Raw genomic sequence first — 22,895 nt, 5'->3', positions numbered from 1 at the left:
TTTTTTGTGACTGATGAGAGGGTCGGGCGGGTGAGTGAGACACCGAAGAACACCCTGCAGTACCGCTTTGACGGGCAAGAAGACGCTCCCGTCCTGATCTTGGGTCCCTCACTGGGTACCACATGGCACATGTGGGATCGCCAGGTCCCCGAACTGGCCAAGCACTGGCGGGTGTTCCGCTTCGACCTGCCGGGGCACGGCGGCGCGCCCGCGCATCCCGTCGGGTCCGTCACGGAGCTCGCGGACCGGCTGCTCGCCACCCTCGACGAGCTGGGCATCCAGCGATTCGGCTACGCGGGCTGCGCGCTCGGCGGCGCCATCGGTACGGAGCTGGCGCTGCGGCACCCGGAGCGGGTCGCCTCGCTCGCGCTGATCGCCTCATCGCCGCGCTTCGGCACGGCCGACGAGTTCCGGCAGCGCGGCGTCATCGTGCGCAGCAACGGCCTCGACCCCATCGCCCGCCACTCGCCCGAGCGCTGGTTCACGCCCGGCTTCGCCTCGGCGCAGCCCGCGATCACGGACTGGGCGGTGCAGATGGTCCGTACGACGGACCCCGGCTGCTACATCGCCGCGTGCGAGGCGCTCGCGTCCTTCGACGTTCGCGAGGAACTGGGCGAGATCGGCGTGCCGACGCTCGTCCTCGTCGGCTCGGAGGACCAGGTCACAGGACCCGCCGAGGCCCGCACGCTGGTCGCCGGGATACCGGACGCCCGGCTCGCGGTGGTGCCCGGCGCCTCCCACCTGGCCCCGGTCGAGCAGCCGGCCGCCGTCACCGACCTCCTCGTACGGCACTTCACCTCGGCCTGGCCCGCCGCGCACGAGACCGGGCAGACCGCCATCCAGGCCGCCCCGGTCAAGCCGGTCCTCGCGCCGCCGCCCCCGTCCGTCCCGCCGCGCGCGGAGATAGCGGCCGCCCAGCAACCGGAGGCCGCGACCCGGCCCGACCCGCACGACGCGGGTCTGAAGACGCGCCGCGAGGTCCTCGGCGACGCCCACGTCGACCGGGCCCTCGCCACCGCGGACGACTTCTCCGGCGACTTCCAGGAGTTCCTGACCCGGTACGCGTGGGGCGAGATCTGGTCGCGTCCCGGGCTCGACCGCCGTACCCGCTCCTCGGTGACGCTCGCGACCCTGGTCGCGGGCGGCCACCTCGACGAGCTGGCCTTCCACACCCGCGCCGCCCTGCGCAACGGCCTCACGGCCGCCGAGATCAAGGAAGTCCTGCTGCAGACCGCCGTCTACTGCGGCGTCCCGGCCGCGAACGCCGCCTTCAAGGTGGCGCAGCAGGTGATACGGGAAGAAACCACGCCCCAGGAGTGAAGCGGGAGCCCGACGGGCGCAGGATGGGACGTATGAAGCTGACGAAGAAGAGCCATTCCTGCGTCCGCCTCCAGAAGGACGGGCAGACGCTCGTCATCGACCCGGGCGGCTTCTCGGAGGAGGACGCGGCCGTCGGCGCCGACGCGATCCTCGTGACGCACGAGCACCCCGACCACTTCAACGAGGAACGGCTGCGCGCCGGGATGGAAGCCAATCCCGGCGCGCACATCTGGACCCTCAAGTCGGTCGCGGAGCAGGTCGCGGCGGCGTTCCCCGGCCGCGTCCACACGGTCGGCCACGGCGACACGTTCACGGCCGCCGGGTTCGACGTCCAGGTGCACGGCGAGCTGCACGCCGTGATCCACCCCGACATCCCGCGCATCACGAACGTCGGCTATCTCGTCGAGGGAGGCGACGGCGGCACGGTCTTCCACCCCGGCGACGCCCTCACCGTCCCCGACCACCCGGTCGAGACGCTGATGCTGCCCGTCATGGCGCCCTGGAACAAGATCGCCGAAGTCATCGACTACGTACGAGAGGTCAAGCCGCGCCGCGCGTACGACATCCACGACGCGCTGCTCACGGACCTGGCGCGGCCGATCTACGACAACCAGATCGGCGCGCTCGGCGGCACGGAGCATCTGCGCCTGGTGCCGGGTGGACACGCCGATCTGTGAGCTGCCTTGAGCTGCCTGGAGCTGCCTTGAACCGTCTTACGTAGACGGCTACTTCGCGAGGAGTTCGACGACCTCGTCCGTGGAGCCGATCTCCGCGATGCGCGGGAAGATCTTGCCGAAGCTGTGCTCGTGGGACGCGGCGTCCGTGTCGGTCGTCGCGTCGTCGACCAGTACGAGGTGGTAGCTCTGCTCCCACGCGGAGCGGGCGGTCGACTCGACGCCGATGGACGTCGAGATGCCGCACAGCACGATCTGCGTGACGCCGCGGCGGCGCAGCTGGAGGTCGAGCTCGGTGCCGGTGAAGGCGCCCCAGTGCCGCTTGGTGATCACGATGTCGTCGCCCAGCGGGCCGAGCTCGGCGGGGAACTCGGAGAACGCGGGTGGCGGCGCCTGCGTCATGGCGCCGGCCTCGGCGCGCCCCGTCGGGAGGTCGCCGCCGTCCTGCGACCAGGCGACCTTCACGCGTACGACCGGCAGGCCCTTGGCGCGGAAGGCCTCGGCGAGCTTCGCCCCGTTCTTGAGGACGTCGGCGGAGGGGTGCACCGTCGGGAGGCCGAGGATGCCGTTCTGGAGGTCGATGAGGACGAGGGCGGGGCGCTCGTCGAGGGGGGAGTTGATCGTCATGTTCGGCAGGCTAACTTTCTGACAGAAAAACTTGCAAGTTTGCCTGTCTATCCGGTGGGGCGCCGGGAGCGGCGCCGCTGTCAGTGGTGACCGGTAGGTTGTGGGACATGCGCATTGCTACCTGGAACGTGAACTCGATCACCGCGCGGCTGCCGCGCCTCCTCGCCTGGCTGGAGAGCAGCGGCACGGACGTGCTGTGCATCCAGGAGACCAAGTGCTCCGAGGAGCAGTTCCCCGCGGCCGAGCTGCGGGAGCTGGGGTACGAGTCGGCGGTGAACGCGACGGGCAGGTGGAACGGCGTGGCGCTGCTGTCCCGCGTCGGCCTGGAGGACGTCGTCAAGGGCCTGCCCGGCGACCCCGGTTACGACGGTGCCGAGGAGCCCCGCGCCGTCTCCGCGACCTGCGGCGGCGTCCGCGTCTGGTCGGTGTACGTGCCGAACGGCCGGGAGGTCGACCACGCGCACTACGCGTACAAGCTCCAGTGGTTCGAGGCCCTGAAGGCGGCGGTCGCGGGCGACGCGGCGGGCTCCCGGCCGTTCGCGGTGATGGGCGACTACAACGTGGCGCCGACGGACGACGACGTCTGGGACATCTCCCTCTTCGAGGGCGCCACGCATGTGACCCCGGCCGAGCGGGCGGCCCTCGCGTCGCTGCGCGAGACGGGCCTGTCGGATGTGATGCCGCGCCCCCTCAAGTACGACCACCCCTTCACGTACTGGGACTACCGCGCCCTCGGCTTCCCGAAGAACAAGGGCATGCGCATCGACCTGGTCTACGGGAACGCGGCGTTCGCCGGCGCCGTGAAGGACTCCTACGTGGACCGCGAGGAGCGCAAGGGCAAGGGGGCGTCGGACCACGCGCCGGTCGTGGTCGATCTCGACGTCTGATGATCCGCTCGACCGGGTCCGTTGTCAGTGGCGGGCGCTAGCGTCCGTCCTCGTGACAGATCTGACGACGAAGACGACGAAGACGCTGACGAAGACGACTATGACGATGACGACGTACCTGACCTCGACCCGACTGGCCTACGACACCGCGGCCGGCTCCTACGCCGAGATCGTGCCCCCGCTGCACGGCCGCGACCCGTACGGCATCGCGATACTGCGCGCCTTCGCCGACACGGTGCGGGCCGAGGAGGCCGCCGGGCCCGTGGCTGACCTCGGCTGCGGACCCGGCCATGTCACCGCGCAGCTGCGGGAGTTGGGCCTGGACGCCTTCGGTGTCGACCTGTCGCCGAAGATGGTCGCTGAGGCTCGCCGCGCCCACCCGGACCTCAGGTTCGAGGAGGGCTCGATGACGGGCCTCGACCTGGCCGACGGCTCCCTCGCCGGGATCGTCGCCTGGTACTCGACGGTGCACACGCCGCCCGAGGTGCTGCCGGTGATGTTCGCCGAGTTCCGCCGCGTCCTGGCCCTCGGCGGCCGCGCGCTCGTCGCGTTCAAGGTGGGGGACCTGCTCCGGCACCTCGACCACGCGTACGGCCACGACCTCGACCTGGACGTGTACTGGCGCTCGGCGGACGAGGTAGCCGGACACCTCGAAGGCGCCGGGCTCGCGATCGAGGCGCGCCTCGTCCACGAGCCCGACGCCTTCTGGCGGGCCAACGGCCAGGGTCAACAGGGATTCCTGGTGGCCCAGAAGCCGAACATGCCGACCGCGTAGGGCAGTTGTCGGTTACGGGGTGCCGGTTACGGCTCCAGGATCCTCAGGTCGATGGAGTCGGCCAGCGCCGCGAGACCCGGGTCGCCCGGATGCAGATGGTCCCCGCTGTCGTACGCGGGGAGCATCCGCGCCGGGTGCGCCGGATCGCGTACGACGGCGTCGAAGTCCAGGAAGCCGTCGAAGCCCGAACCGGGGTCACGGACAAAGGAGTTGATGGCCTCACGCTGCTCGTTCGCGGCCGCCGTGCACAGCGCCTCGCCCTCGCACGGCGTGATCGTCGCCCCGATCACCTTCAGGCCGCGCGCGTGCGCCCGCGACACGATCTCCCGCAGCCCCGCCTCGACCTGCGCGGCGCTCGCACCCCAGCGCACATCGTTCACGCCCTGGAAGACGACGACGGTCTTCGCCGAGGTCTGCGCGAAGACGTCGCGGTCGAGCCGGTGCAGCGCGCTCACGCCGCCCGTGTCGGTGGAGACGCCGTCGCCGGTGTAGCGGTCGCCGGTGACCCGGTTCGCGGAGATGCCTTCGTTGAGGACGCCGTAGTGCGGCACGTCGGACTGCGCGAGGAGCCGCGTGGCGAGCACGTTCGGCCAGCGGTGGTTCGCGTCGAGCGTCGACTTCACGCCGTCCGTGATGGAGTCGCCGAGCAGCACCACGGAACCAGGACCGCCCCCGACGTCGACGCCCGTGAGCAGCGGCCAGTACGAGATGGTGGAGGAGTACGCGGAGCCGTCCGCCTCCGTGGCGTGGTCGCCCGTCGTGCTCACGTACGAGCGCTGAATGGCCTGGCTGTGCACGGGTGCGGCAGTGACCGGCTCGGGCAGGTGGAAGCTCACGAGCAGGTTGGAGTTCTCCGGCACGTCGAAGTCCACCGGGTCACTGAACGCCTGCCCGCCCGCCGGGAGCCGGGTGCCGGACGAGCCGCGGAACGTCAGCGGCACCGGATTCCCGCGCGCCGTCGCCCCCTCCCGCTGCACCGCCACCGACGCGCTCCCGATCCGCACCGGGGTCGCGGCGAAGGTGTTCTCCATACGGATACGGACCTTCGGCCCGCCGGTACTCGTGTGCACGACGAGCCGCACCGTGCGGTCGACCCACGGCCCCACCGCCGTATAACCGGCCGGGGAAGCGGACCAGGTGCCGGTCCAGCCGTTCGTCGCCGCGCGCACGGACATGCCGAAGACGTGCAGCGCGCCGCCGCTCGCCTTCGGAAGGTCGACGGAGGAGATCTGGCGGCCCTTGCGGACCGGCACCGTCACCGCGTAGAGCCGTGTCTTCTCGGCGACTTGGCCGTCCGGCGTGTTCCGGTGCGGCAGCGCCACCGACTTCGTGGCGAGCGGCCCGGTGCGCCAGTCCGGGGCGGTGAGCGCGTACGAGGAGCGGGAGCCGTCCGCGTACCGGACGGTGCCTGAGCCGCTCGCGTCGCCGCCGGTCCCGGCGACGAGGAAGGCGAGCGCGTCCCCGCGCCCGGTCACCCGCACCGACTGCCCGTTCGCCGTCACGTTGTCGGGCCCGGATCCGGCCGATTTCGGCCAGGTGAGCCGGGTCCTGTCGACCTCCATCGTGCGGCCCGGAGTCCAGCCCGCCGCGCTGAGGTCCTGCGCGGACAGTGAGCCGCCCGCGCCGTCGAAGTCCGCTGCGCCGGGCGCCCGGTCGTCGCTGACCGCCCGGTTGTCGAAGAGCCGCTCCAAGGGGAGCGGCCCGGGTCTGGCGGGGGCGGCGTGGGCCGTGGTGACGGGGGTGATCCCCGCGCAGGCGGCCAGTATGAAGGCGGCACCCCAAATACGTCTGCGCAAGACCGGCTCCCTCCGTTTGTGCGTCTACTGTGCGTCTGCCGTGCTGGTTGCGCCATGAAGCTAAGGATGGGGTGATGGCCCGTCAATGTGTCGCGCGGTAAACGCGGGTAAACAGGGGAACAACAAGGAGCAAGGCCCGGTGTCCGGTTCCCGAACTCCGCGCGCGCCCGCATCCGCGCGCCTGTGGTGCGGGCCGCTGCGGTAGTGCCAATCTGGGCGATATGAAGATCCCTTTCGCGGCAAATTGGCGCAAGAAGCCCGGTCCCGCCCATGGTGTCGCCGTGTTCCCGACCGACGGTGACGGTGACGGCGACGAGGCCGAGACCGGCCTCGTCGAACTCCTCTCCGAATGCGAGCTGTTGCGCTCCCGGGCCGACGACGCGGGGGTCGAACTCGACGAATCGGTGGGCTCGTTGGCGGCCCTGGACCAGATCGAGCCGGACTGGCGGGGCGACGAGGACGAACTGCACTGGCTGGGCAACGACGCGGGCCTCTACCTCGGTTCGGTCATGGTGCGGCACGTGCCGGGCGCCTCCTGGGTGATCTGGGACAACGGCCAGCCCGTGGTGCGCCTGACCTCCGGCCGCGAGATCGACGTCGTGGAGACGGGCCACGACTGGGCGGCGACCGGGGCCCCCGAGCTCTCCCAGTTCTATGCGGAGGCCGCCGAGTCGTAGGAGCCTCGCGGGCCGGCGAGGCGGTGCCACGTAGCTGAGCCTCAAATACGGTTAATGTCCATAAGTGCGTGTCGTCTGTTAAGTCCCATGTAAGCGTGGATAGTTTGCGCGGACCGATGCACTGCTGAGAACCGACACAGCGTTAACCGACACAGCTTTAAGTGGGCAAGGACCGCCGATGGCCGTCGATCCGTTGATCGAGCTGCGTGACGTGAACAAGTACTACGGGGAGTTGCATGTCCTCCAGGACATCGATCTCACCGTCGGCAAGGGGGAGGTGGTGGTGGTCATCGGCCCTTCGGGGTCGGGAAAGTCGACGCTCTGCCGGACGATCAACCGTCTGGAGACCATCGAGTCGGGCACGATCCGGCTCGACGGGCAGCCGCTCCCCTCGGAGGGCAAGGCACTCGCGCAACTGCGGGCCGAAGTCGGCATGGTCTTCCAGTCGTTCAACCTCTTCGCGCACAAGACGGTCCTGCAGAACGTCTCGCTGGCCCAGCTCAAGGTCAGAAAGCGCAAGAAGGACGAGGCGGACAAGCGCTCCCGCGAACTCCTGGAGCGGGTCGGACTCGCCGCGCACGCCGAGAAGTTCCCCGCACAGCTCTCCGGCGGACAGCAGCAGCGCGTGGCCATCGCCCGCGCCCTCGCCATGGACCCCAAGGCACTCCTCTTCGACGAGCCGACCTCGGCCCTCGACCCGGAGATGATCAACGAGGTCCTTGAAGTCATGCAGCAACTCGCCCGCGAGGGCATGACGATGGTCGTGGTCACCCACGAGATGGGCTTCGCCCGCACCGCCGCCGACCGCGTCGTCTTCATGGCGGACGGCAGGATCGTCGAGGACCGCAACCCCGAGGAGTTCTTCACCCACCCGGAGAGCGAGCGCGCCCGCGACTTCCTCTCCAAGATCCTGAAGCACTGACCGGGGGAGCGCAGCACCACATGATCGCCAAGTCGCTACGGGCGCTCGCCGCGCTGGCGGCAGTGGCCCTCGCCGCCACCGCCACCGGCTGCGGCAAGGAGGGCGCGCCGCCGGTCAAGGGCCCATCGGCCGCCGAGCTGCCCAAGTACCAGATCGCGCAGGGCTTCTCGCTGCCCGACTCCTCGACGTGGAAGCGGGCGCAGAAGCGCGGCCACTTCGTCGTAGGAGCCAAGGAGGACCAGCCCTATCTCGGCGAGAAGAACCCCGCGAACGGCACGTACTCGGGCTTCGACATCGAGATCGCCAAGATGGTCTCCGCCTCCCTCGGCCTCGACCCGAAGAAGATCCGCTTCAAGACCATCGCCTCGGCCAACCGCGAGACGGCCGTGCAGAACGGCCAGATCGACTACTACGTCGGCACGTACACCATCAACGACCTCCGCAAGAAGACGGTCGGCTTCGGTGGCCCGTACTACATGGCGGGCCAGTCCCTCCTCGTCCGCTCCGACGAGGACGACATCAAGGGCCCGAAGGACCTCGACGGCAAACGCGTCTGCTCGGCCGCGGGTTCCACTCCGTACCAGCGGATCAAGGCCGACTACCCGAAGGCCGACCTCGTCGCCTACGACACGTACTCGATCTGCGTCGACAACCTGCTGACGTACCAGGTCGACGCGGTCACCACCGACGACGCGATCCTGCTCGGCTACGCGGCGAAGGTCCCGGAGGAGATGAAGCTCGTCGGCAAGCCGTTCTCCGAGGAGCCGTACGGCATCGGCGTACCCAAGAAGGACAACGCGCTGCGCTTCGCCGTCGACGACGCCCTGGAGAAGGCGGAGAAGAACGGCGACTGGGAGAAGGCCTACGACGCGACGCTCGGCCTCTCCGGCGAGCCCGCCCCGAAGCCGCCCGCCATCGACCGCTACCCGGCGAACTGAGGAGGCGCCCCATGAATGTCCTGACCGACAACATCGAGCTCTACTGGAAGGGCTTCCTCGGCACCGTCGAGCTGACCGTCTTCGCCTCGGTCCTCGCCCTGGTGCTCGGCTTCGTCATGGCCTCGTTCCGGGTCGCGCCCGTCGGCTCCTTCCGGGTCTTCGGCACCGCCTGGGTCACGGTCCTGCGCAACACCCCGCTGACGCTGCTGTTCTTCGCGGTGCTGCTCGGCCTGCCGCGCTTCGGACTCGTGCTCCCCTTCACCGTCTTCGCGGTGCTCGCGCTCGGCTGCTACACCTCGGCGTTCATCTGTGAGGCCCTGCGCTCCGGCATCAACACGGTGCCCAAGGGGCAGGGCGAGGCGGCCCGCAGCCTCGGTATGACGTTCGGTCAGACGCTGACCCACGTCATCCTGCCGCAGGCCTTCAGATCGGTGATCCCGCCGATCGGCTCCACGCTCATCGCGCTCGCCAAGAACTCCGCGATCGCGGGCGCGTTCAGCGTCGTCGAACTGCTCGGCACGTACAAGACACTCAGCGAGCTCGGCTACAACATCATCTGGACCTTCGTCTGGATCGCGGTCGGCTACCTGATCATCACGCTCGCCATCAGCGCCCTGTTCAACCTCCTCGAAAAGCGCTGGGGGTTCGCCCGATGAGCCGGATCAAAGCCCTGCGGCACGACGCCACCGCCCTCTACGACATCCCGGGACCGAAGACCGAGCGCCGGCACAAGCTCTACGGCGTCCTGTCGACGCTCATCGTGCTCGCCCTGGTCTCCTGGATCCTCTACCTGCTCTTCGACACCGACCAGTTCACGTACACGAAGTGGATGCCCTTCGAGTACACGGGCATCCAGGAACTGCTGCTTCGCGGGCTCGGCAACACGCTCAAGGCCTTCGCCATGGCGGCCGTCCTGTCCCTCGCGCTCGGTGCGATCCTCGCCGTGGGACGGCTCTCCGACCACAAGCCGGTGCGCTGGCTCGCGACGCTGTTCGTCGAGTTCTTCCGCGCCATGCCGGTGCTTGTGATGATCTTCTTCATCTACGTGGCACTGAAGATGGAGCCGCTGGCCGCGCTCGTCGCCGGCCTGACGCTCTACAACGGCTCCGTGCTCGCCGAGGTGTTCAGATCGGGCATCAACGCGGTGGAGCGCGGGCAGCGCGAGGCGGCCTACGCGCTGGGCATGCGCAAGACACAAGTCATGACGCATGTGCTGGTCCCTCAGGCGGTGCGGGCCATGCTGCCCGCCATCATCAGCCAGTTGGTGGTGGCCCTGAAGGACACATCGCTCGGGTATCTCATCACCTACGAGGAGTTCCTCCACGCCGGAAAACTGATCGCTTCCAACCTCGACTACGATTTGCCCTTCATCCCTGTGGTGATGGTGATCTCGCCGATCTACATCGGGATGTGCATGGTGCTTTCCTGGTTCGCCCAGTGGGTGGCCAAGCGCCAGCGGCGCAACCCCAAGACGGAGGCGGCTGATGTCGCCCCGGCCGAGCCAGGAACGCTGCTGCCCGGTACGCAGTAGCCGACACGAAAGCATCGGCCCGTCACCGCCCAGCGGCAGCCGGAGATCACTGCTTCACGAAGTTCGTGTGTTCGTGTGGGAGAAGGTCAGCTGCAGCGTGCCGGTCGGGACGTGCCTGCTTGCCGAGGATGAGCGGGCCCTTGTCGCATTCGTACGCGACGGGGGTGCCGCTCTCCTTGGTTTTCGGTCCTTGCTCCGCCGGTTTGCGCTTTCAGTCCTTCTTGGCGCGGTGCGCGGCCCGGCCGCCGTTGGTCGGCGCGGCGGGCAGCGGGGCCTGCGCCGTCTTCGTGACATCGGCCACCACCTCGACGACATCGGGCCCGTACGCCCCCGAGTTCACGACCTTCAGCAGCAGCACGAACGACGTATTGCCGTGCTTGCGGGCGAGCCGCTCGTGGTGCCGGGCGAGATAGCGGGTGGCGGCCTGATTGGTGATGGGCAACTGCCCGCAGAACAGGAACACCGGCCTCGCCTCGGGATTGGCGGGACCGGCGGTCAGGCGGGCCAGGAGCACGTACTCGGATCTGCCGGGCTCCACGCGGTAGCGCTCGGAGCCGATCTGGAAGGCGCCGCGGTCCGGGCCGGGCTCGGGGTCGGTGTTCACGCGGATGCCGGGGAGGAGGGACACCATGTGGGCCGCCATGCGTCTGTTGGAGGCGGGTCCGCCGACGCAGAATTCCGTACGTTCCCCAAAGCCCTGCTGCGCCGTGTCGTGGGCGACGACCTGGGAGTGCGCGTTGCAGTCCTTGACGATCGCGGAGAGTTCGAGGAGGGCGAAGACGTCGTGCCGCTTCACCGTCAGCTCGGGGCCGCCCGCGTCGCGGTTCACGACGAGCAGCGACTCGGAGTTGTCGGGCAGCCCGAAGAAGGCCTGCTTGCGGCGGAGCTTGCGCCGCCACAGATAGGTGCGGGCGAGCCAGCCCAGCGAGGCGCTGATGCCCGCCGCGATCAGGCCGAGGACGATATTGCGCACGTCGTCAGTCATGGGGGCGCACTCTAGCGGTCTGTTCGACCGGGGTTCGAGGGGCCCGGTCGGGGTCCTGACGGGGCGGGCTCGTCAAGTTACGCTGCGCTGACGGTTGTTGACTGGAGGTACGGATGAGACGTTCGGTTGTCCGGAAACTGTCGGTCTTCGCTGCTCTGGGCAGCATGGTGGCCGTTGGGGCGGCGGCCCCACCTTCGTCCGGTTCGAGTACGTCGAGTGCGCCTGGTACGTCGAGTACGCCTGGTACGTCGAGTACGCCGGCGAAGACGCCGGTCGCCGTCGGTTCCGGAGGTGCCGTGGCGAGTGTCGACGCGGATGCCTCGGCGGCCGGCATCGAGGTGCTGAAGCACGGGGGCAACGCGGTGGACGCCGCCGTCGCCACCGCCGCTGCGCTCGGGGTGACCGAGCCGTACTCGTCCGGGGTCGGTGGCGGCGGCTACTTCGTCTACTACGACGCCAAGACGCGCAAGGTGCACACCATCGACGGCCGCGAGACGGCGCCGCTGACGGCCGACAAGGACCTGTTCCTGGAGAACGGCAAGCCGCTCCCCTTCAACGACGCGGTCACCAGCGGGCTGAGCGTCGGTACGCCGGGGACGCCCGCGACGTGGCAGTCGGCGCTGGACGCGTGGGGGAGCCGGGGGCTTGGCTCGGTGCTGGGGCCCGCGACGAAGCTGGCGCGCGACGGGTTCACCGTCGACGACACGTTCCGCTCGCAGACCGCGTCGAACGAGGCCAGGTTCCGCAACTTCCCCGACACGGCGAAGCTGTTCCTGCCGGGCGGGAAGCTGCCGGAGGTCGGGTCGACGTTCAAGAACGCCGATCTGGCGCGTACGTATGAGGAGTTGGGGCGGGAGGGGGTGGGGGCGGTGTATCGCGGGGGCATTGGACGCGATGTGGTGAAGACCGTCAATGAGCCTCCGGTGGACCCTGGTTCCGGGTACCGCGCGCGGCCGGGGGAGCTCTCGGCGAAGGATCTGGCGGCGTACGGCACCAAGTTCCGGGCGCCGAGCCGGACTTCGTACCGGGGGCTGGGTGTCTATTCGATGGCGCCGTCGTCCTCGGGCGGGACGAGTGTGGGTGAGGCGCTGAATGTCCTGGAGAGGACCGATCTCTCGAAGGCGTCCGAGGCCCGGTATCTGCACCGGTTCATCGAGGCGAGCCGGGTGGCGTTCGCCGACCGGGGCCGGTGGGTCGGCGACCCCGCCTTCGAGGACGTGCCGACGAAGGGGTTGCTGTCGCAGCGGTTCGCCGATTCGCGTGAGTGCCTCATCAAGGACGACGCGGTGCTGAAGAGCCCGCTCGCGCCGGGGGATCCGAGGCATCCGGGCACGTGCGGGAAGGCCGGGGACAAGGCGGCGCCGACGACGTACGAGGGTGAGAACACGACGCACCTCACGGCCGCGGACAAGTGGGGCAACGTCGTCGCCTACACCTTGACGATCGAGTCGACCGGTGGCAGTGGCATCACCGTGCCGGGGCGCGGCTTCCTCCTCAACAACGAGCTCACGGACTTCTCCTTCGCGCCGGCGAGCGCGGACGTGCACGATCCGAACCTTCCCGGGCCCGGGAAGCGGCCGAGGTCGTCGATCGCGCCGACGATCGTGCTCGACAAGTCGGGCAAGCCGGTGGTGGCGGTCGGGTCGCCGGGTGGCGCGACGATCATTACGACGGTGCTGCAGACGTTGACCGGGTTCCTCGACCGGGGGCTGCCGTTGGTCGACGCGATCGCGGCGCCGCGGGCGAGTCAGCGGAACGCGGCGCAGACGGAGCTCGAGCCGGGTCTTTACGGGAGTCCGCTCCGCTCGGAGCTGGAGGGGATCGGGCACGTCTTCAAGGAGAATCCGGAGATTGGGGCGGCGACGGGGGTGCAGAGGTTGTCTGGTGGGGAGTGGTTGGCGGCGGCGGAGAAGGTACGTAGGGGTGGTGGTTCGGCGATGGTGGTGTCACCGGCGAAGTAACCCACGCCACGGGGGGCACCGGGTGGTGGGTGGCGGTTGACCGTCCTACGCCGCGGGGCTCCGCCCCGGACCCCGCTGCTCAATCGCCGCAGGGGCTCTATTTGGCCCACCCGTGGATCGCCGCCCATCTCCCACCCACCCGCCCCCTCCGGGGGCGTCGGTCCGACGTGGGGCCGTAAGCGCCTTGGGCAATCTGCCGCCTGGGGCGGCAGGGTGGGCAAGGCGGGCCCCGGTGCCGCGCGACGGAGGCCACCGCCCGGGCACGGTGCGGCGACCGGGTCCCCGGTGTCGCGCGACGCGGGGCTAGCGTGCAGTCAGGATCCGTGGGCCGGCCTCCGTGACCGCCACGGAGTGCTCCGCGTGGGCGGCGCGGGAGGCGTCGTTGGTGCGGAGCGTCCAGCCGTCCGCCGCCTCGTGGTAGCCGTCCCGGCCGCCCCCGATCAGCATCGGCTCGATGGCCAGGGCCATGCCGGGACGCAGACGCATGCCACGACCCGGCCGGCCCTCGTTCGGCACCGCCGGATCCTCGTGCATCCGGCGCCCGATGCCATGACCGCCGAACCCCTCCGGGATCCCGTACCCGGCCTCCCGGCACACGCTCCCGATCGCGTGCGCGATGTCCCCGATCCGGTTCCCGACGACCGCCGCCGCGATCCCCGCCGCCAGCGCCCGCTCCGCCGTCTCGACGAGCCGTACGTCCTCGGGGCGCGGCGTACCCACCGTAAAGCTGATCGCGGAGTCACCCGCCCAACCACCCAGTTCCGCCCCGCAGTCGATCGACACGAGGTCGCCGTCCCGCAACCGGTACCCGGTCGGAATCCCGTGCACGATCGCGTCGTTCACGGACGCGCAGATCACCGCCGGGAAGGGGGTCGGCGCGAAGCTCGGCCGATAGCCGAGGAAGGGTGACGTCGCGCCCGCCCCGCGCAGCACCTCACGTGCCACCTCGTCCAGCTCCAGCAGGCTCACGCCCACGTCCGCCCGCTCCCGGACGGCGGCCAGCGCGTCGGCCACGACCCGCCCCGCCTCCCGCATCGCGTCGATCGATGTATCCGTCTTCAGTTCCACCATGCCAATAACTATACCGGTATTTAAATCCGGTACGAGAATACGGGCTCGGGTAGCATGGCGGCATGGTCCGAACCCCCTTGACCCCCGAAGAGCGCGAACGCGGCGAACGCCTCGGCCGCCTGCTGCGCGAGGCGCGGCTCGGGCGCAGCATGACGGAGGTGGCCGCGGGCGCGGGCGTCTCCGTCGAGACGCTGCGCAAGATCGAGACGGGGCGGGCGCCCACCCCGGCCTTCTTCACCGTCGCCGCGCTCGCCCGCGAGCTGGGCCTCTCCATGGACGAGCTGGTGGCGCACTGCGCGCTGACGCCCGCGTGACGCCCGCATGACGCCCGCATGACGCCCGTATGGCGCCCGTATGGCGCCTGCCTCGGTGTTCGCCCTGAAAAGCGTGCGTAGCGCGCCCGTAACACGCGAGGTGTTTGCTTCCGGAGCGTAAGGCTCCAGGACGCGACGATCGGCGGACGTGTGGCGGACGTGGGACAACTCCCGGACCGGGTACGGGACTTCGCGACCTATCTGCAAGGGCTCAACGCCCGCCTCGATCAACGCGCGGGCTGGTGCGGCGTCTTCTGGCAGCGGGACTCCGACGGCATGCGGGCCTGCCTCGACGGCGTCGAGGTGCCGCCCTGGGACGTGGTGGAGTCGCTGCTGAAGGACCTCGCGGCCGCCGTGGGCGCCGGACACGCCGAACGTGAGGCGGCCCGCGCCCGTGCCCTGCACCGCGCGTCCGCGCACGCCCACGACGCAGGCCCCGGCGGGCGCGAACGGCTCGCCGACCGGCTCGACGTAATGGCGCGCGAACGGCGGTACGCGGCGCGCCGCCTCCATGAACTCGGCGCGCGCCTGGACGCCGCCACCGGCGAGACGGAGGCCGACGAGGTCCGCCTCGGTCTCGCATGGGCCCACGACGACCACGAGCGCGCGACGGCACGAATCGCTGAACTCGGGGCACGGCTGGCCGAGTTGACACCGACCCCCGCCCCTACCCCTACCCCTACCCCTACCCCTACCCCTACCCCTACCCCTACCCCCGATCCCGCTCCGGCTGTCGCGCCCGCCCCGTCCTCCAAGGGACGCAAACGCCGCCCCCGGGTCAGCGCCCGTTTCGCCGGAATGCCGTCGCAGGCCCCGGCCCCGGCCCCGGAGCCGTATCCGGGATCGGTACCAAACCCGAACCCGAACCCGAACCCGAATCCGGTAGCCGTAGCCCCACCGGAGCCCACCGCCCCGCCGGCATCAGCCCCCACCACCCCACCACCCCCCACCGGCGCACGATTCGCCGGCGCCGCGCCGGGGTCGGGCGAAGGGGCGGAGCCCGCCGCGGAGCCACCCCGGATCGACGCCACCGCCCGCATTCACGTCGCGGCGACGGTCGCCCTCCTCGCGCGGCACCGCGCCGCGGGCCGCAGTGGTGAGGCGCACGTGGTGCTCGTAGGGGCGGCCTCCGGGCCGAGTGCGCAACTTCCGTTGCTGGCCGATGAGTTGCAGCATGCCGGGCTCGGTACCGACTGGGCCACCCTGTTGTGGGAGGCCGCGTCGCTGCCGCCCGACCGCCTGGTCGAGGCCGCCGACGCGCTGGCCGCCGCGGGCCGCGCCACCGACGGACGGCAGCTGCTGCGCCAGGGCATGGGCAGGCCCCCGGGCGAGTTCGGTGACGCCGTGGGCCGGCTCGACGCGGAGGGCCGGCACCGCGAGGTCCGCACACTCCTCGACGCGTACGTCCGCGGCCGTACCCCCGAAGAGGCCGCCGACAGCGCGCGCGGCGCCCCGGACCGCCTGGTCCCACTGCTCCTCGACGCGGCCCGCCGGATCTCCGACGAGCGCTACTGGGACGTGGTGCACGCCCTGCGCGTCGCGGGACTCGCGCACTGAACCGCGCTGGACTGCACTGGACCGCACTGAAGAGCACTGAGCCGCACTGAGCCGCACTGAGCCGAACCGAACCGCACTGAACCGTCACCCGCACGGGTGCCGGGCGCCCGTCGATCCAGCGGGTTGCCGACGATGCCCTTGGCAAGCCCTTCCAGGAGGCTTACGTTCGATCGACCTTCTACGTGCGTAGAGATGTAAGGAAAAGGAGTGTTGTCGATGACCGCCGCCCCCTCCCGAGCCTCTCTGCACGACCGCCACCGCGACGTCCTGCCGGACTGGCTCGCCCTGTACTACGACGCCCCGATCGAGCTGACGCACGGCGAGGGCCGGCACGTCTGGGACGCCGAGGGGAACAAGTACCTCGACTTCTTCGGCGGCATCCTCACCACCATGACGGCGCACGCGCTGCCCGAGGTCGCCAAGGCGGTGAGCGAGCAGGCCGGCCGCATCATCCACTCCTCGACGCTCTACCTGAACCGGCCGATGGTCGAACTCGCCGAGCGCGTCGCCCAGTTGTCCGGAATCCCGGACGCCCGCGTCTTCTTCACGACGTCCGGCACCGAGGCCAACGACACGGCCCTGCTGCTCGCCACCGCGTACCGCCGCTCCAACCAGATCCTGGCGATGCGCAACAGCTATCACGGGCGTTCCTTCTCCGCGGTCGGCATCACGGGCAACACGGGCTGGTCGCCCACCAGCCTCTCCCCGCTCCAGACGCTGTACGTGCACGGGGGCGTGCGCGGCCGCGGGCCCTACGCCCGTCTCTCCGACGCCGAGTTCATCGACGCCTGCGTCGCCGACCTGCGCGACATGCTCGGCCAGACCCGCGGCGATGTGGCCGCCCTCATCGCCGAACCCATCCAGGGCGTCGGCGGCTTCACTTCCCCGCCCGACGGGCTGTACGCGGCGTTCCGCGACGTCCTGAACGAGCACGGCATCCTGTGGATCACGGACGAGGTGCAGACGGGCTGGGGCCGCACCGGCGAGCACTTCTGGGGCTGGCAGGCGCACGGCCAGTCCGGGCCGCCGGACATCCTCACCTTCGCCAAGGGCATCGGCAACGGCATGTCCATCGGCGGCGTCGTCGCCCGCGCCGACGTCATGAACTGCCTTGACGCCAACTCCATTTCGACGTTCGGCGGCTCCCCGATCACCATGGCCGCGGGCCTCGCCAACCTCTCGTACCTGCTGGAGCACGACCTCCAGGGCAATGCCCGACGGGTGGGCGGGCTGCTCATCGAGCGGCTGCGGGCGATCGCCGCGAACGCGCCCGGTGTGCGGGAGGTACGAGGCCGTGGCCTGATGATCGGCGTGGAGCTGGAGGAGTCGGGGGCGGGGCCCGGCGCGGCCGACGTTCTCGAATCCTGCCGCGCGCAGGGGCTGTTGATCGGGAAGGGTGGCGGGCACGATTCGAGTGTGCTGCGGATCGCACCGCCGATGTCGTTGACGGTGGCGGAGGCGGAGGAGGGGGCGGGGGTGTTGGAGCGGGCGTTGCGCGGTATCAGCCCCTCCGGCGATTGAGGAGCGGGAGCCGGGGCAGAGCCCCGAGACCGCTCACCGGGTAGCCGCTCCACACGAGGGAGCCCCGCACATGTCCACGCACACCCTCTCCGTCCGCCAGATACTCGCCCTCGACCGCATCGCCGCGGGCGACCCCGAGGTGGTGGCCGCGGCACACCACCTCGACCGCCCCGTGCGCTGGGTGCACGTCGCCGAGGCCGCCGACGTCGGCGTCATGCTCAGCGGCGGCGAACTCGTCCTCACCACGGGCGTGCTGCTCGCGGGCGACGAGCGGCGGCAGGCCGAGTACATCGACTCCCTGCACCGCGCCGAGGCCGCCGCCCTCGTCCTTGGCCTCGGCCGCGCCTTCCCGTCCTCCCCGGAGTGCATGCGCCGCGCCGCGGAACGGCACGGTCTGCCCATGGTGGTGCTGCACCGCCCGTTCCCCTTCGCCGAGCTGACGGAAGAGGTCCAATCCCGGCTCGTACGAAGGAAGTTCGCAGCCGTCAGCCTCTCCGAAGGCGTCCGCACCGCGCTCACCGCGCTCATCACGTCCGGCGCCCCGCTACAGGCCCTCCTCGACGAGATCGCCGCCCACGGCGGCTGCCCGGTCGTCCTCACCAACCTCGCCCACCGCGTCCTCGCCACGGCCGGTGAACGCCCCGCCGTCGACGACGTGTTGCGCGACTGGAACCGCATCGCGCGCCAGCCCGGCGGCGTCGACGGCGAGGGCTGGATCCGCGCCGAACTCGGCGGCCGCGGCGAACGCTGGGGCTCCGTCGTCCTGTGCGGACACCGCGGCGATGGCGCGTCGGGGCGGCTGCTCGCGGACCGGGCGGCGGAGGCGCTGGTGCTGCACCACATGCTGACCGGGACCTGCGGCCCGAGCTGGGAGGAGCAGTCGGCGCGCAGCCTGCTCACCGACCTGCTCTCCGGTGCCGTGCCACCCCGCAGCCTGCTGCCCCGCGCCCGCGCGGCGGGCCTCCCGGTGAACCGCCGCACTTTCCTCCCCCTCGCCGTACGCGACTCCTCACCACCCCAACTCACCCGCCTCCTACGTCTGTTGGGCCTACCTGGCCTCGTAGCCGAACTGGCCGACGGCGCCACCGCCACCGCCACCGCCACCGCCACCGCCGTCCTCCTCGGCCTCGCCCGCGACCAGGACCCCGACGCCCTCGCCGCCCACTTCGCGGACCGACTGCGCGCCGAGACCGGCGACGCGCGCGCCGTGGTCGCGGCCGGCCCCGCCCGCACCACCTGGGAAGACGTGCCGGAGGCGCTGCGCGAGGCGCTGCACGTCGCCGACGCCGTCGCCGGGACGCCGCCCGGCCTCCCGCCGGTGGTCAGGAACGGCGACGTACGACTCCGGGGCCTGGTCCGGCAGTTGCGTGACGACCCCCGCGTACAGGCCTTCTCAGAACGGGAGTTGGCCCCCATCCTGGCACCCGACAGCAACGGCGAGGCCGAATGCCTCCTCCCCGTCCTGCGCGCCTACTTCTCCACCGGCCGCAACAAGTCCCGCACCGCCCGCCCACCTCACCCACATGAGCCGCCCCGCCCTCTACCGCCGCCTTGAGTCCATAGAGACCCTGCTCGGCATCGACCTCGACGACTTCGAACAGGCCGCGTCCGTCCACCTGGCCCTGCTCGCCCACGACGCGCAGGCGGACCCATGACCCCACGCCCCCCATGCCTGCGTGACACCGTGCAACGCGACGCGCGCCCACACGTGACACGCTGCGCCTCGGCCACCGGGCCCCGACCCTCTACCGTCTGACCCACCACCGAACCCCGGGAGGTCCCGATGAGCCCCGTGATCCGCGCCGCCATCTTCCAGACCGCATGGACCGGCGACAAGGAATCCATGATCAAGGTGCACGAGCAGGCGGTCCGCGACGCCGCCGCCCAGGGCGCCCAAGTCCTCTGCTTCCAGGAGCTGTTCTACGGCCCGTACTTCTGCCAGGTGCAGGACGCCAAGTTCTACGAGTACGCCGAGTCCGTCCCGGAAGGCCCGGTCGTCCAGCGCTTCCAGGCCCTCGCCCGCGAACACGGCATCGTCCTCGTCCTGCCCGTCTACGAGGAGGAGCAGCCGGGCGTCCTCTACAACACGGCCGCCGTGATCGACGCCGACGGCAGCTACATCGGCAAGTACCGCAAGACCCACATCCCGCAGGTCAAGGGCTTCTGGGAGAAGTTCTACTTCCGCGGCGGCAACAGCGGCTGGCCCGTCTTCGACACCGCCGTCGGCAAGATCGGCGTCTACATCTGCTACGACCGCCACTTCCCGGAGGGCTGGCGCGCCCTCGGCCTCGAAGGCGCCCAGATCGTCTTCAACCCCTCGGCCACGTCCCGCGGCCTCTCCCGCTACCTCTGGCAACTGGAACAGCCGGCGGCCGCGGTGGCGAACGAGTACTTCGTCGGCGCCATCAACCGCGTAGGAGTCGAGGAGTACGGCGACAACGACTTCTACGGCACGTCCTACTTCGTCGACCCCGAGGGCCAGTTCGTGGGCGAGGTCGCCGACGACAAGGCGCCCGAACTCGTCGTCCGCGAGCTCGACATGGCGAAGCTGCGCGAGGTCCGCGACCGCTGGCAGTTCTACCGCGACCGGGCCCCGCAGGCGTACGAGCCGCTGACCCGCCCCTGACGCACCGTCACCCCTGGAGGAGAACATGAGCGCCGTCCGTACAGTGATCCGCGGCGGACTCGTCGTCACCGCCGCCGACGAGACGCACGCCGACGTCCTCATCGAGGACGGCCGCGTCGTCGCCCTCGCGGCCACCGGCAGCAGCGCCGCCGCGTCCTGGACGGACGCGCGCACCATCGACGCCTCGCAGAAGTACGTCATCCCGGGCGGCGTCGACGGCCACACCCACATGGAGATGCCGTTCGGTGGCACGTACGCCTCGGACACGTTCGAGACGGGGACGCGGGCGGCGGCGTGGGGCGGCACGACGACGATCGTGGACTTCGCCATCCAGCCGCGCGGCGGCGCGCTGCGCGAGGGCCTGGACGCGTGGCACGCGAAGGCGGACGGCCAGTGCGCGATCGACTACGGCTTCCACATGATCATGTCGGACGTGAACGAGTCGTCGCTGAAGGAGATGGACGGCCTCCTGGCGGAAGGCGTCTCCTCGTTCAAACTGTTCACTGCCTATCCGGGGGTGTTCCTGTCCGACGACGGTCAGATCCTGCGAGCGATGCAACAGGCCGAGCACAACGGTGGCTTGGTGATGATGCACGCGGAGAACGGTCTGGCGATCGACGTCCTGGTGGAGCAGGCGCTGGCGCGCGGCGAGACCGATCCCCGCTACCACGGCGAGGTGCGCAAGGCGCTGCTGGAGGCGGAGGCGACGCACCGGGTGATCAAGCTGGCGCAGGTGGCGGGGGCGCCGGTGTATGTGGTGCATGTGTCGGCGCAGGAGGCGGTGGAGGAGCTGGCGCGGGCGCGGCATGAGGGATTGCCGGTGTTCGGGGAGACGTGTCCGCAGTATCTGTTCCTGTCGACGGACAACCTGGCGGAGCCGGAGTTCGAGGGCGCAAAGTATGTGTGCTCGACGCCGCTGCGGCCGAAGGAGCATCAGGCGGCGCTGTGGCGGGGGTTGCGGACGAATGAGTTGCAGGTGGTGTCCACCGATCATTGTCCGTTCTGCTTCAGCGGGCAGAAGGAGCTGGGCCGCGGCGACTTCTCGAAGATTCCGAACGGGATGCCGGGGGTGGAGAACCGCATGGACCTGCTGCACCAGGCTGTCGTCGACGGGCACATCTCGCGGCGGCGCTGGATCGAGATCGCGTGCGCCTCGCCTGCGCGGATGTTCGGCCTTTACCCGAAGAAGGGGACCATCGCGCCGGGCACGGACGCCGACATCGTGATCTACGACCCGCACGCCGAACAGACGATCTCCGCGGAGACGCATCACATGAACGTGGACTACTCGGCGTACGAGGGGAAGCGGATCGTGGGGCGGGTGGAGACGGTGCTGTCACGTGGTGAACTCGTCGTCAGCGAGCGGGAGTTCATGGGGCGTGCAGGGCACGGCGCGTATCTGGCGCGGTCTGCAACGCAGTACCTGAACTGAGCCTCATGCACAAATGAGTCGGGCTGTACTCGGCGTACAGCCCGACTCATCTGCTGTTGCGGCCCTGACCGGGACTGTCCTAAAGATGACACTCCCCGACGATTGGGTTGTTGGAACTGGTGGCGATGTCGATGCCGGCACGGACGTCGTCCCGTATCCGCTCTTCCCGATCACTCGATGGGAGATGAACGACCAGCCCACGCATCCGGCACACAACACCGCGGCAATCACGACTCCCGCGAACACCTTCCCCAATCGCTCGTCCATGGTGCGCCGTTGTCGCTCCGTACCGAACAGCACGGCATCGCGGAGCCGCCGACGACGTACGGCGACCGGTTCGAGGAGCTGACTGTCGTAATCCTGGGCTGAGATGAGGGTGATCTACTCGCGGGCTCTGAGGCTAGTTGGGTGATCCGGCTTGGAGCTCTCCGGTGACGTCGGAAATGAAACGATTGGCCTCTTCCTCGGAGATTTCCACGTGTTCGCCGTCGGTACTTCCCATCTCATAGCGGCGGAGGTATTCAGTGGATTCCCAGCGAAGGTTGCGGGTGAATGCCTCGTCTCGTGTGACGGTCCCTGCCCGGCGGCGCCGTACGACCCCCATCGGATGAGCACGGGGGAACTCGTCGTTGATGCGGGCGTAATAAGTGGTGGCAGTGGGAGGTGAGTTCAGGACTTGCACGTTGGCGCCGCGATCGTTCAGCCACAATTCGAGTTCAAGCCCCGCAAGTTCACGCGTAGAACCGTTCTCAGAGAGGTGCGCCGGTCCACGGACCGTTCCTGAAAGACCGACGACGACGGTTCCATCGTCGAGTGTGACGTCAAGTGTCGTGTTCTGTACTGATGCTCCCGTGAGGTCGGCTCCTTCCAAGGCAACGTTCAGGAGCGAGGATCCATCCAGGGTTGAGTAGCGGAAAGATGCCATCCGTGCGTCTACCTGCCAAAATTCTGCACTACCCAAATTGGCGCGTGTGAGGTCAGCGGAACGCATCGACGTATCGCGCAGGTCGGTCTTCACCAAGGATGCTTCGGTGAGATCCGCGTGGTCGAGAACGGCATCCGCGCTCTGTGCTCGATACAGGTCTGCTCCAACGAGTTTCGCACCCGTGAGGTTCGCGTCGAAGAATGTTGCCAGTGCGAGATCGCTGCCGGACAAGTCGGCGTTGGAAAGGTCGAGTCGTGAAGCATCCAGGGTTGTCTGGTCGTCTGCCGCGTCGCACCAGGCCTGCAGGGTCGATACAGCGTCTGGGCTCGCAGGCATCACGCGTACAGTCCTGCTCA

At 69.8% G+C, this 22,895-nt stretch carries 21 protein-coding genes and 1 pseudogene; 16 read left to right on the top strand and 6 right to left on the bottom strand.

What is annotated here, in order from left to right; translation table 11 throughout:
* Positions 1–30: 30 nt before the first annotated feature.
* Entirely contained in the window at positions 31–1,320 is a 1,290-nt protein-coding gene (pcaC, locus tag RBJ65_RS08565; protein WP_306316246.1) for a 4-carboxymuconolactone decarboxylase, read from the top strand.
* Positions 1,321–1,352: 32 nt separating this feature from the next.
* Positions 1,353–1,997 (top strand): MBL fold metallo-hydrolase, encoded by a 645-nt coding sequence (locus RBJ65_RS08560; protein WP_306316247.1) that lies wholly within the window; start codon positions 1,353–1,355, stop codon positions 1,995–1,997.
* Positions 1,998–2,045: 48 nt separating this feature from the next.
* Here RBJ65_RS08560 and RBJ65_RS08555 read toward each other — a convergent pair whose 3' ends face one another.
* On the bottom strand, positions 2,046–2,621 hold the full coding sequence (locus RBJ65_RS08555) for a hydrolase (protein WP_306316248.1): 576 nt from the start codon (positions 2,619–2,621) through the stop codon (positions 2,046–2,048).
* Positions 2,622–2,728: 107 nt separating this feature from the next.
* Here RBJ65_RS08555 and RBJ65_RS08550 point away from each other — a divergent pair, with 107 nt between their 5' ends.
* Together RBJ65_RS08550 and RBJ65_RS08545 are read left to right on the top strand one after the other, a co-directional pair.
* The gene (locus RBJ65_RS08550; protein ID WP_306316249.1) at positions 2,729–3,508 is read left to right on the top strand and encodes an exodeoxyribonuclease III; all 780 of its coding nucleotides are present in this window, start codon (positions 2,729–2,731) and stop codon (positions 3,506–3,508) included.
* 100 nt (positions 3,509–3,608) lie between these two features.
* The gene (locus RBJ65_RS08545; RefSeq protein WP_306316698.1) at positions 3,609–4,283 is read left to right on the top strand and encodes a class I SAM-dependent methyltransferase; all 675 of its coding nucleotides are present in this window, start codon (positions 3,609–3,611) and stop codon (positions 4,281–4,283) included.
* Positions 4,284–4,309: 26 nt separating this feature from the next.
* On the opposite strand, the gene RBJ65_RS08540 is transcribed toward RBJ65_RS08545, so the two are convergent.
* The gene (locus RBJ65_RS08540) at positions 4,310–6,079 is read right to left on the bottom strand and encodes an SGNH/GDSL hydrolase family protein (protein WP_306316250.1); all 1,770 of its coding nucleotides are present in this window, start codon (positions 6,077–6,079) and stop codon (positions 4,310–4,312) included.
* Positions 6,080–6,300: 221 nt separating this feature from the next.
* On the opposite strand from RBJ65_RS08540, the gene RBJ65_RS08535 reads away from it, so the two are divergent.
* The 5 genes from RBJ65_RS08535 to RBJ65_RS08515 all read left to right on the top strand — a co-directional run bounded on the left by RBJ65_RS08535 (position 6,301) and on the right by RBJ65_RS08515 (position 10,147).
* Positions 6,301–6,756: a DUF6278 family protein gene (locus tag RBJ65_RS08535; RefSeq protein WP_306316251.1), complete on the top strand. Its 456-nt coding sequence runs from the start codon at positions 6,301–6,303 to the stop codon at positions 6,754–6,756.
* Positions 6,757–6,934: 178 nt separating this feature from the next.
* On the top strand, positions 6,935–7,678 hold the full coding sequence (locus RBJ65_RS08530) for an amino acid ABC transporter ATP-binding protein (RefSeq protein ID WP_306316252.1): 744 nt from the start codon (positions 6,935–6,937) through the stop codon (positions 7,676–7,678).
* 20 nt (positions 7,679–7,698) lie between these two features.
* Positions 7,699–8,616, top strand: a complete 918-nt coding sequence (locus RBJ65_RS08525) for a glutamate ABC transporter substrate-binding protein (RefSeq protein WP_306316253.1) — start codon at positions 7,699–7,701, stop codon at positions 8,614–8,616.
* A gap of 11 nt (positions 8,617–8,627) precedes the next feature.
* Positions 8,628–9,272, top strand: coding sequence for an amino acid ABC transporter permease (locus tag RBJ65_RS08520; protein ID WP_306316254.1), 645 nt, complete (start codon positions 8,628–8,630; stop codon positions 9,270–9,272).
* On the top strand, positions 9,269–10,147 hold the full coding sequence (locus RBJ65_RS08515; protein WP_306316255.1) for an amino acid ABC transporter permease: 879 nt from the start codon (positions 9,269–9,271) through the stop codon (positions 10,145–10,147). The genes RBJ65_RS08520 and RBJ65_RS08515 overlap by 4 nt, the downstream gene beginning before the upstream one ends.
* Before the next feature lie 211 nt (positions 10,148–10,358).
* Here RBJ65_RS08515 and RBJ65_RS08510 read toward each other — a convergent pair whose 3' ends face one another.
* Entirely contained in the window at positions 10,359–11,132 is a 774-nt protein-coding gene (locus RBJ65_RS08510) for a hypothetical protein (RefSeq protein WP_306316256.1), read from the bottom strand.
* 113 nt (positions 11,133–11,245) lie between these two features.
* Between RBJ65_RS08510 and ggt the strand changes: the two genes are divergently transcribed.
* Entirely contained in the window at positions 11,246–13,093 is a 1,848-nt protein-coding gene (gene ggt / locus RBJ65_RS08505; protein ID WP_306316257.1) for a gamma-glutamyltransferase, read from the top strand.
* Positions 13,094–13,396: 303 nt separating this feature from the next.
* Here ggt and map read toward each other — a convergent pair whose 3' ends face one another.
* Positions 13,397–14,164: a type I methionyl aminopeptidase gene (map, locus tag RBJ65_RS08500; protein ID WP_306316258.1), complete on the bottom strand. Its 768-nt coding sequence runs from the start codon at positions 14,162–14,164 to the stop codon at positions 13,397–13,399.
* Positions 14,165–14,226: 62 nt separating this feature from the next.
* Between map and RBJ65_RS08495 the strand changes: the two genes are divergently transcribed.
* The 6 genes and pseudogenes from RBJ65_RS08495 (at position 14,227) to hydA (ending at position 21,614) form a co-directional block, all read left to right on the top strand.
* Positions 14,227–14,478, top strand: coding sequence for a helix-turn-helix domain-containing protein (locus RBJ65_RS08495; protein ID WP_306316259.1), 252 nt, complete (start codon positions 14,227–14,229; stop codon positions 14,476–14,478).
* 150 nt (positions 14,479–14,628) lie between these two features.
* Entirely contained in the window at positions 14,629–16,035 is a 1,407-nt protein-coding gene (locus tag RBJ65_RS08490) for a hypothetical protein (protein ID WP_372341163.1), read from the top strand.
* Positions 16,036–16,251: 216 nt separating this feature from the next.
* Positions 16,252–17,556, top strand: coding sequence for an aspartate aminotransferase family protein (locus RBJ65_RS08485; protein WP_306316260.1), 1,305 nt, complete (start codon positions 16,252–16,254; stop codon positions 17,554–17,556).
* Between the two features lie 70 nt (positions 17,557–17,626).
* Positions 17,627–19,211: pseudogene (locus RBJ65_RS08480) on the top strand (PucR family transcriptional regulator).
* 128 nt (positions 19,212–19,339) lie between these two features.
* A complete protein-coding gene (locus RBJ65_RS08475; protein WP_306316261.1) occupies positions 19,340–20,182 on the top strand; it encodes a nitrilase-related carbon-nitrogen hydrolase in 843 nt (280 codons plus the stop codon).
* Between the two features lie 25 nt (positions 20,183–20,207).
* A complete protein-coding gene (gene hydA, locus RBJ65_RS08470; RefSeq protein ID WP_306316262.1) occupies positions 20,208–21,614 on the top strand; it encodes a dihydropyrimidinase in 1,407 nt (468 codons plus the stop codon).
* 3 nt (positions 21,615–21,617) lie between these two features.
* On the opposite strand, the gene RBJ65_RS08465 is transcribed toward hydA, so the two are convergent.
* Positions 21,618–21,914 (bottom strand): hypothetical protein, encoded by a 297-nt coding sequence (locus tag RBJ65_RS08465; RefSeq protein WP_306316263.1) that lies wholly within the window; start codon positions 21,912–21,914, stop codon positions 21,618–21,620.
* Between the two features lie 100 nt (positions 21,915–22,014).
* Positions 22,015–22,875: a pentapeptide repeat-containing protein gene (locus RBJ65_RS08460; protein ID WP_306316264.1), complete on the bottom strand. Its 861-nt coding sequence runs from the start codon at positions 22,873–22,875 to the stop codon at positions 22,015–22,017.
* Positions 22,876–22,895 lie beyond the last annotated feature (20 nt).

The sequence above is a fragment of the Streptomyces sp. KL109B genome (assembly GCF_030766935.1).
Classification (GTDB): Bacteria; Actinomycetota; Actinomycetes; order Streptomycetales; family Streptomycetaceae; genus Streptomyces.
Note: the sequence above shows the minus strand (reverse complement) of the source record. Positions and strands in the feature narration are given on the sequence as shown.

Bases quoted from the DNA above. Each gene is read 5' to 3' on its own strand.
- RBJ65_RS08530 (WP_306316252.1), top strand. From the start codon at position 6,935: ATGGCCGTCGATCCGTTGATCGAGCTGCGTGACGTGAACAAGTACTAC.
- RBJ65_RS08550 (WP_306316249.1), top strand. From the start codon at position 2,729: ATGCGCATTGCTACCTGGAACGTGAACTCGATCACCGCGCGGCTGCCG.
- RBJ65_RS08495 (WP_306316259.1), top strand. From the start codon at position 14,227: ATGGTCCGAACCCCCTTGACCCCCGAAGAGCGCGAACGCGGCGAACGC.
- RBJ65_RS08510 (WP_306316256.1), bottom strand. From the start codon at position 11,132: ATGACTGACGACGTGCGCAATATCGTCCTCGGCCTGATCGCGGCGGGC.
- hydA (WP_306316262.1), top strand. From the start codon at position 20,208: ATGAGCGCCGTCCGTACAGTGATCCGCGGCGGACTCGTCGTCACCGCC.
- RBJ65_RS08520 (WP_306316254.1), top strand. From the start codon at position 8,628: ATGAATGTCCTGACCGACAACATCGAGCTCTACTGGAAGGGCTTCCTC.
- ggt (WP_306316257.1), top strand. From the start codon at position 11,246: ATGAGACGTTCGGTTGTCCGGAAACTGTCGGTCTTCGCTGCTCTGGGC.
- RBJ65_RS08545 (WP_306316698.1), top strand. From the start codon at position 3,609: ATGACGATGACGACGTACCTGACCTCGACCCGACTGGCCTACGACACC.
- RBJ65_RS08460 (WP_306316264.1), bottom strand. From the start codon at position 22,875: ATGCCTGCGAGCCCAGACGCTGTATCGACCCTGCAGGCCTGGTGCGAC.
- RBJ65_RS08535 (WP_306316251.1), top strand. From the start codon at position 6,301: ATGAAGATCCCTTTCGCGGCAAATTGGCGCAAGAAGCCCGGTCCCGCC.
- map (WP_306316258.1), bottom strand. From the start codon at position 14,164: ATGGTGGAACTGAAGACGGATACATCGATCGACGCGATGCGGGAGGCG.
- RBJ65_RS08525 (WP_306316253.1), top strand. From the start codon at position 7,699: ATGATCGCCAAGTCGCTACGGGCGCTCGCCGCGCTGGCGGCAGTGGCC.
- RBJ65_RS08515 (WP_306316255.1), top strand. From the start codon at position 9,269: ATGAGCCGGATCAAAGCCCTGCGGCACGACGCCACCGCCCTCTACGAC.
- RBJ65_RS08560 (WP_306316247.1), top strand. From the start codon at position 1,353: ATGAAGCTGACGAAGAAGAGCCATTCCTGCGTCCGCCTCCAGAAGGAC.
- RBJ65_RS08485 (WP_306316260.1), top strand. From the start codon at position 16,252: ATGACCGCCGCCCCCTCCCGAGCCTCTCTGCACGACCGCCACCGCGAC.
- RBJ65_RS08555 (WP_306316248.1), bottom strand. From the start codon at position 2,621: ATGACGATCAACTCCCCCCTCGACGAGCGCCCCGCCCTCGTCCTCATC.
- RBJ65_RS08475 (WP_306316261.1), top strand. From the start codon at position 19,340: ATGAGCCCCGTGATCCGCGCCGCCATCTTCCAGACCGCATGGACCGGC.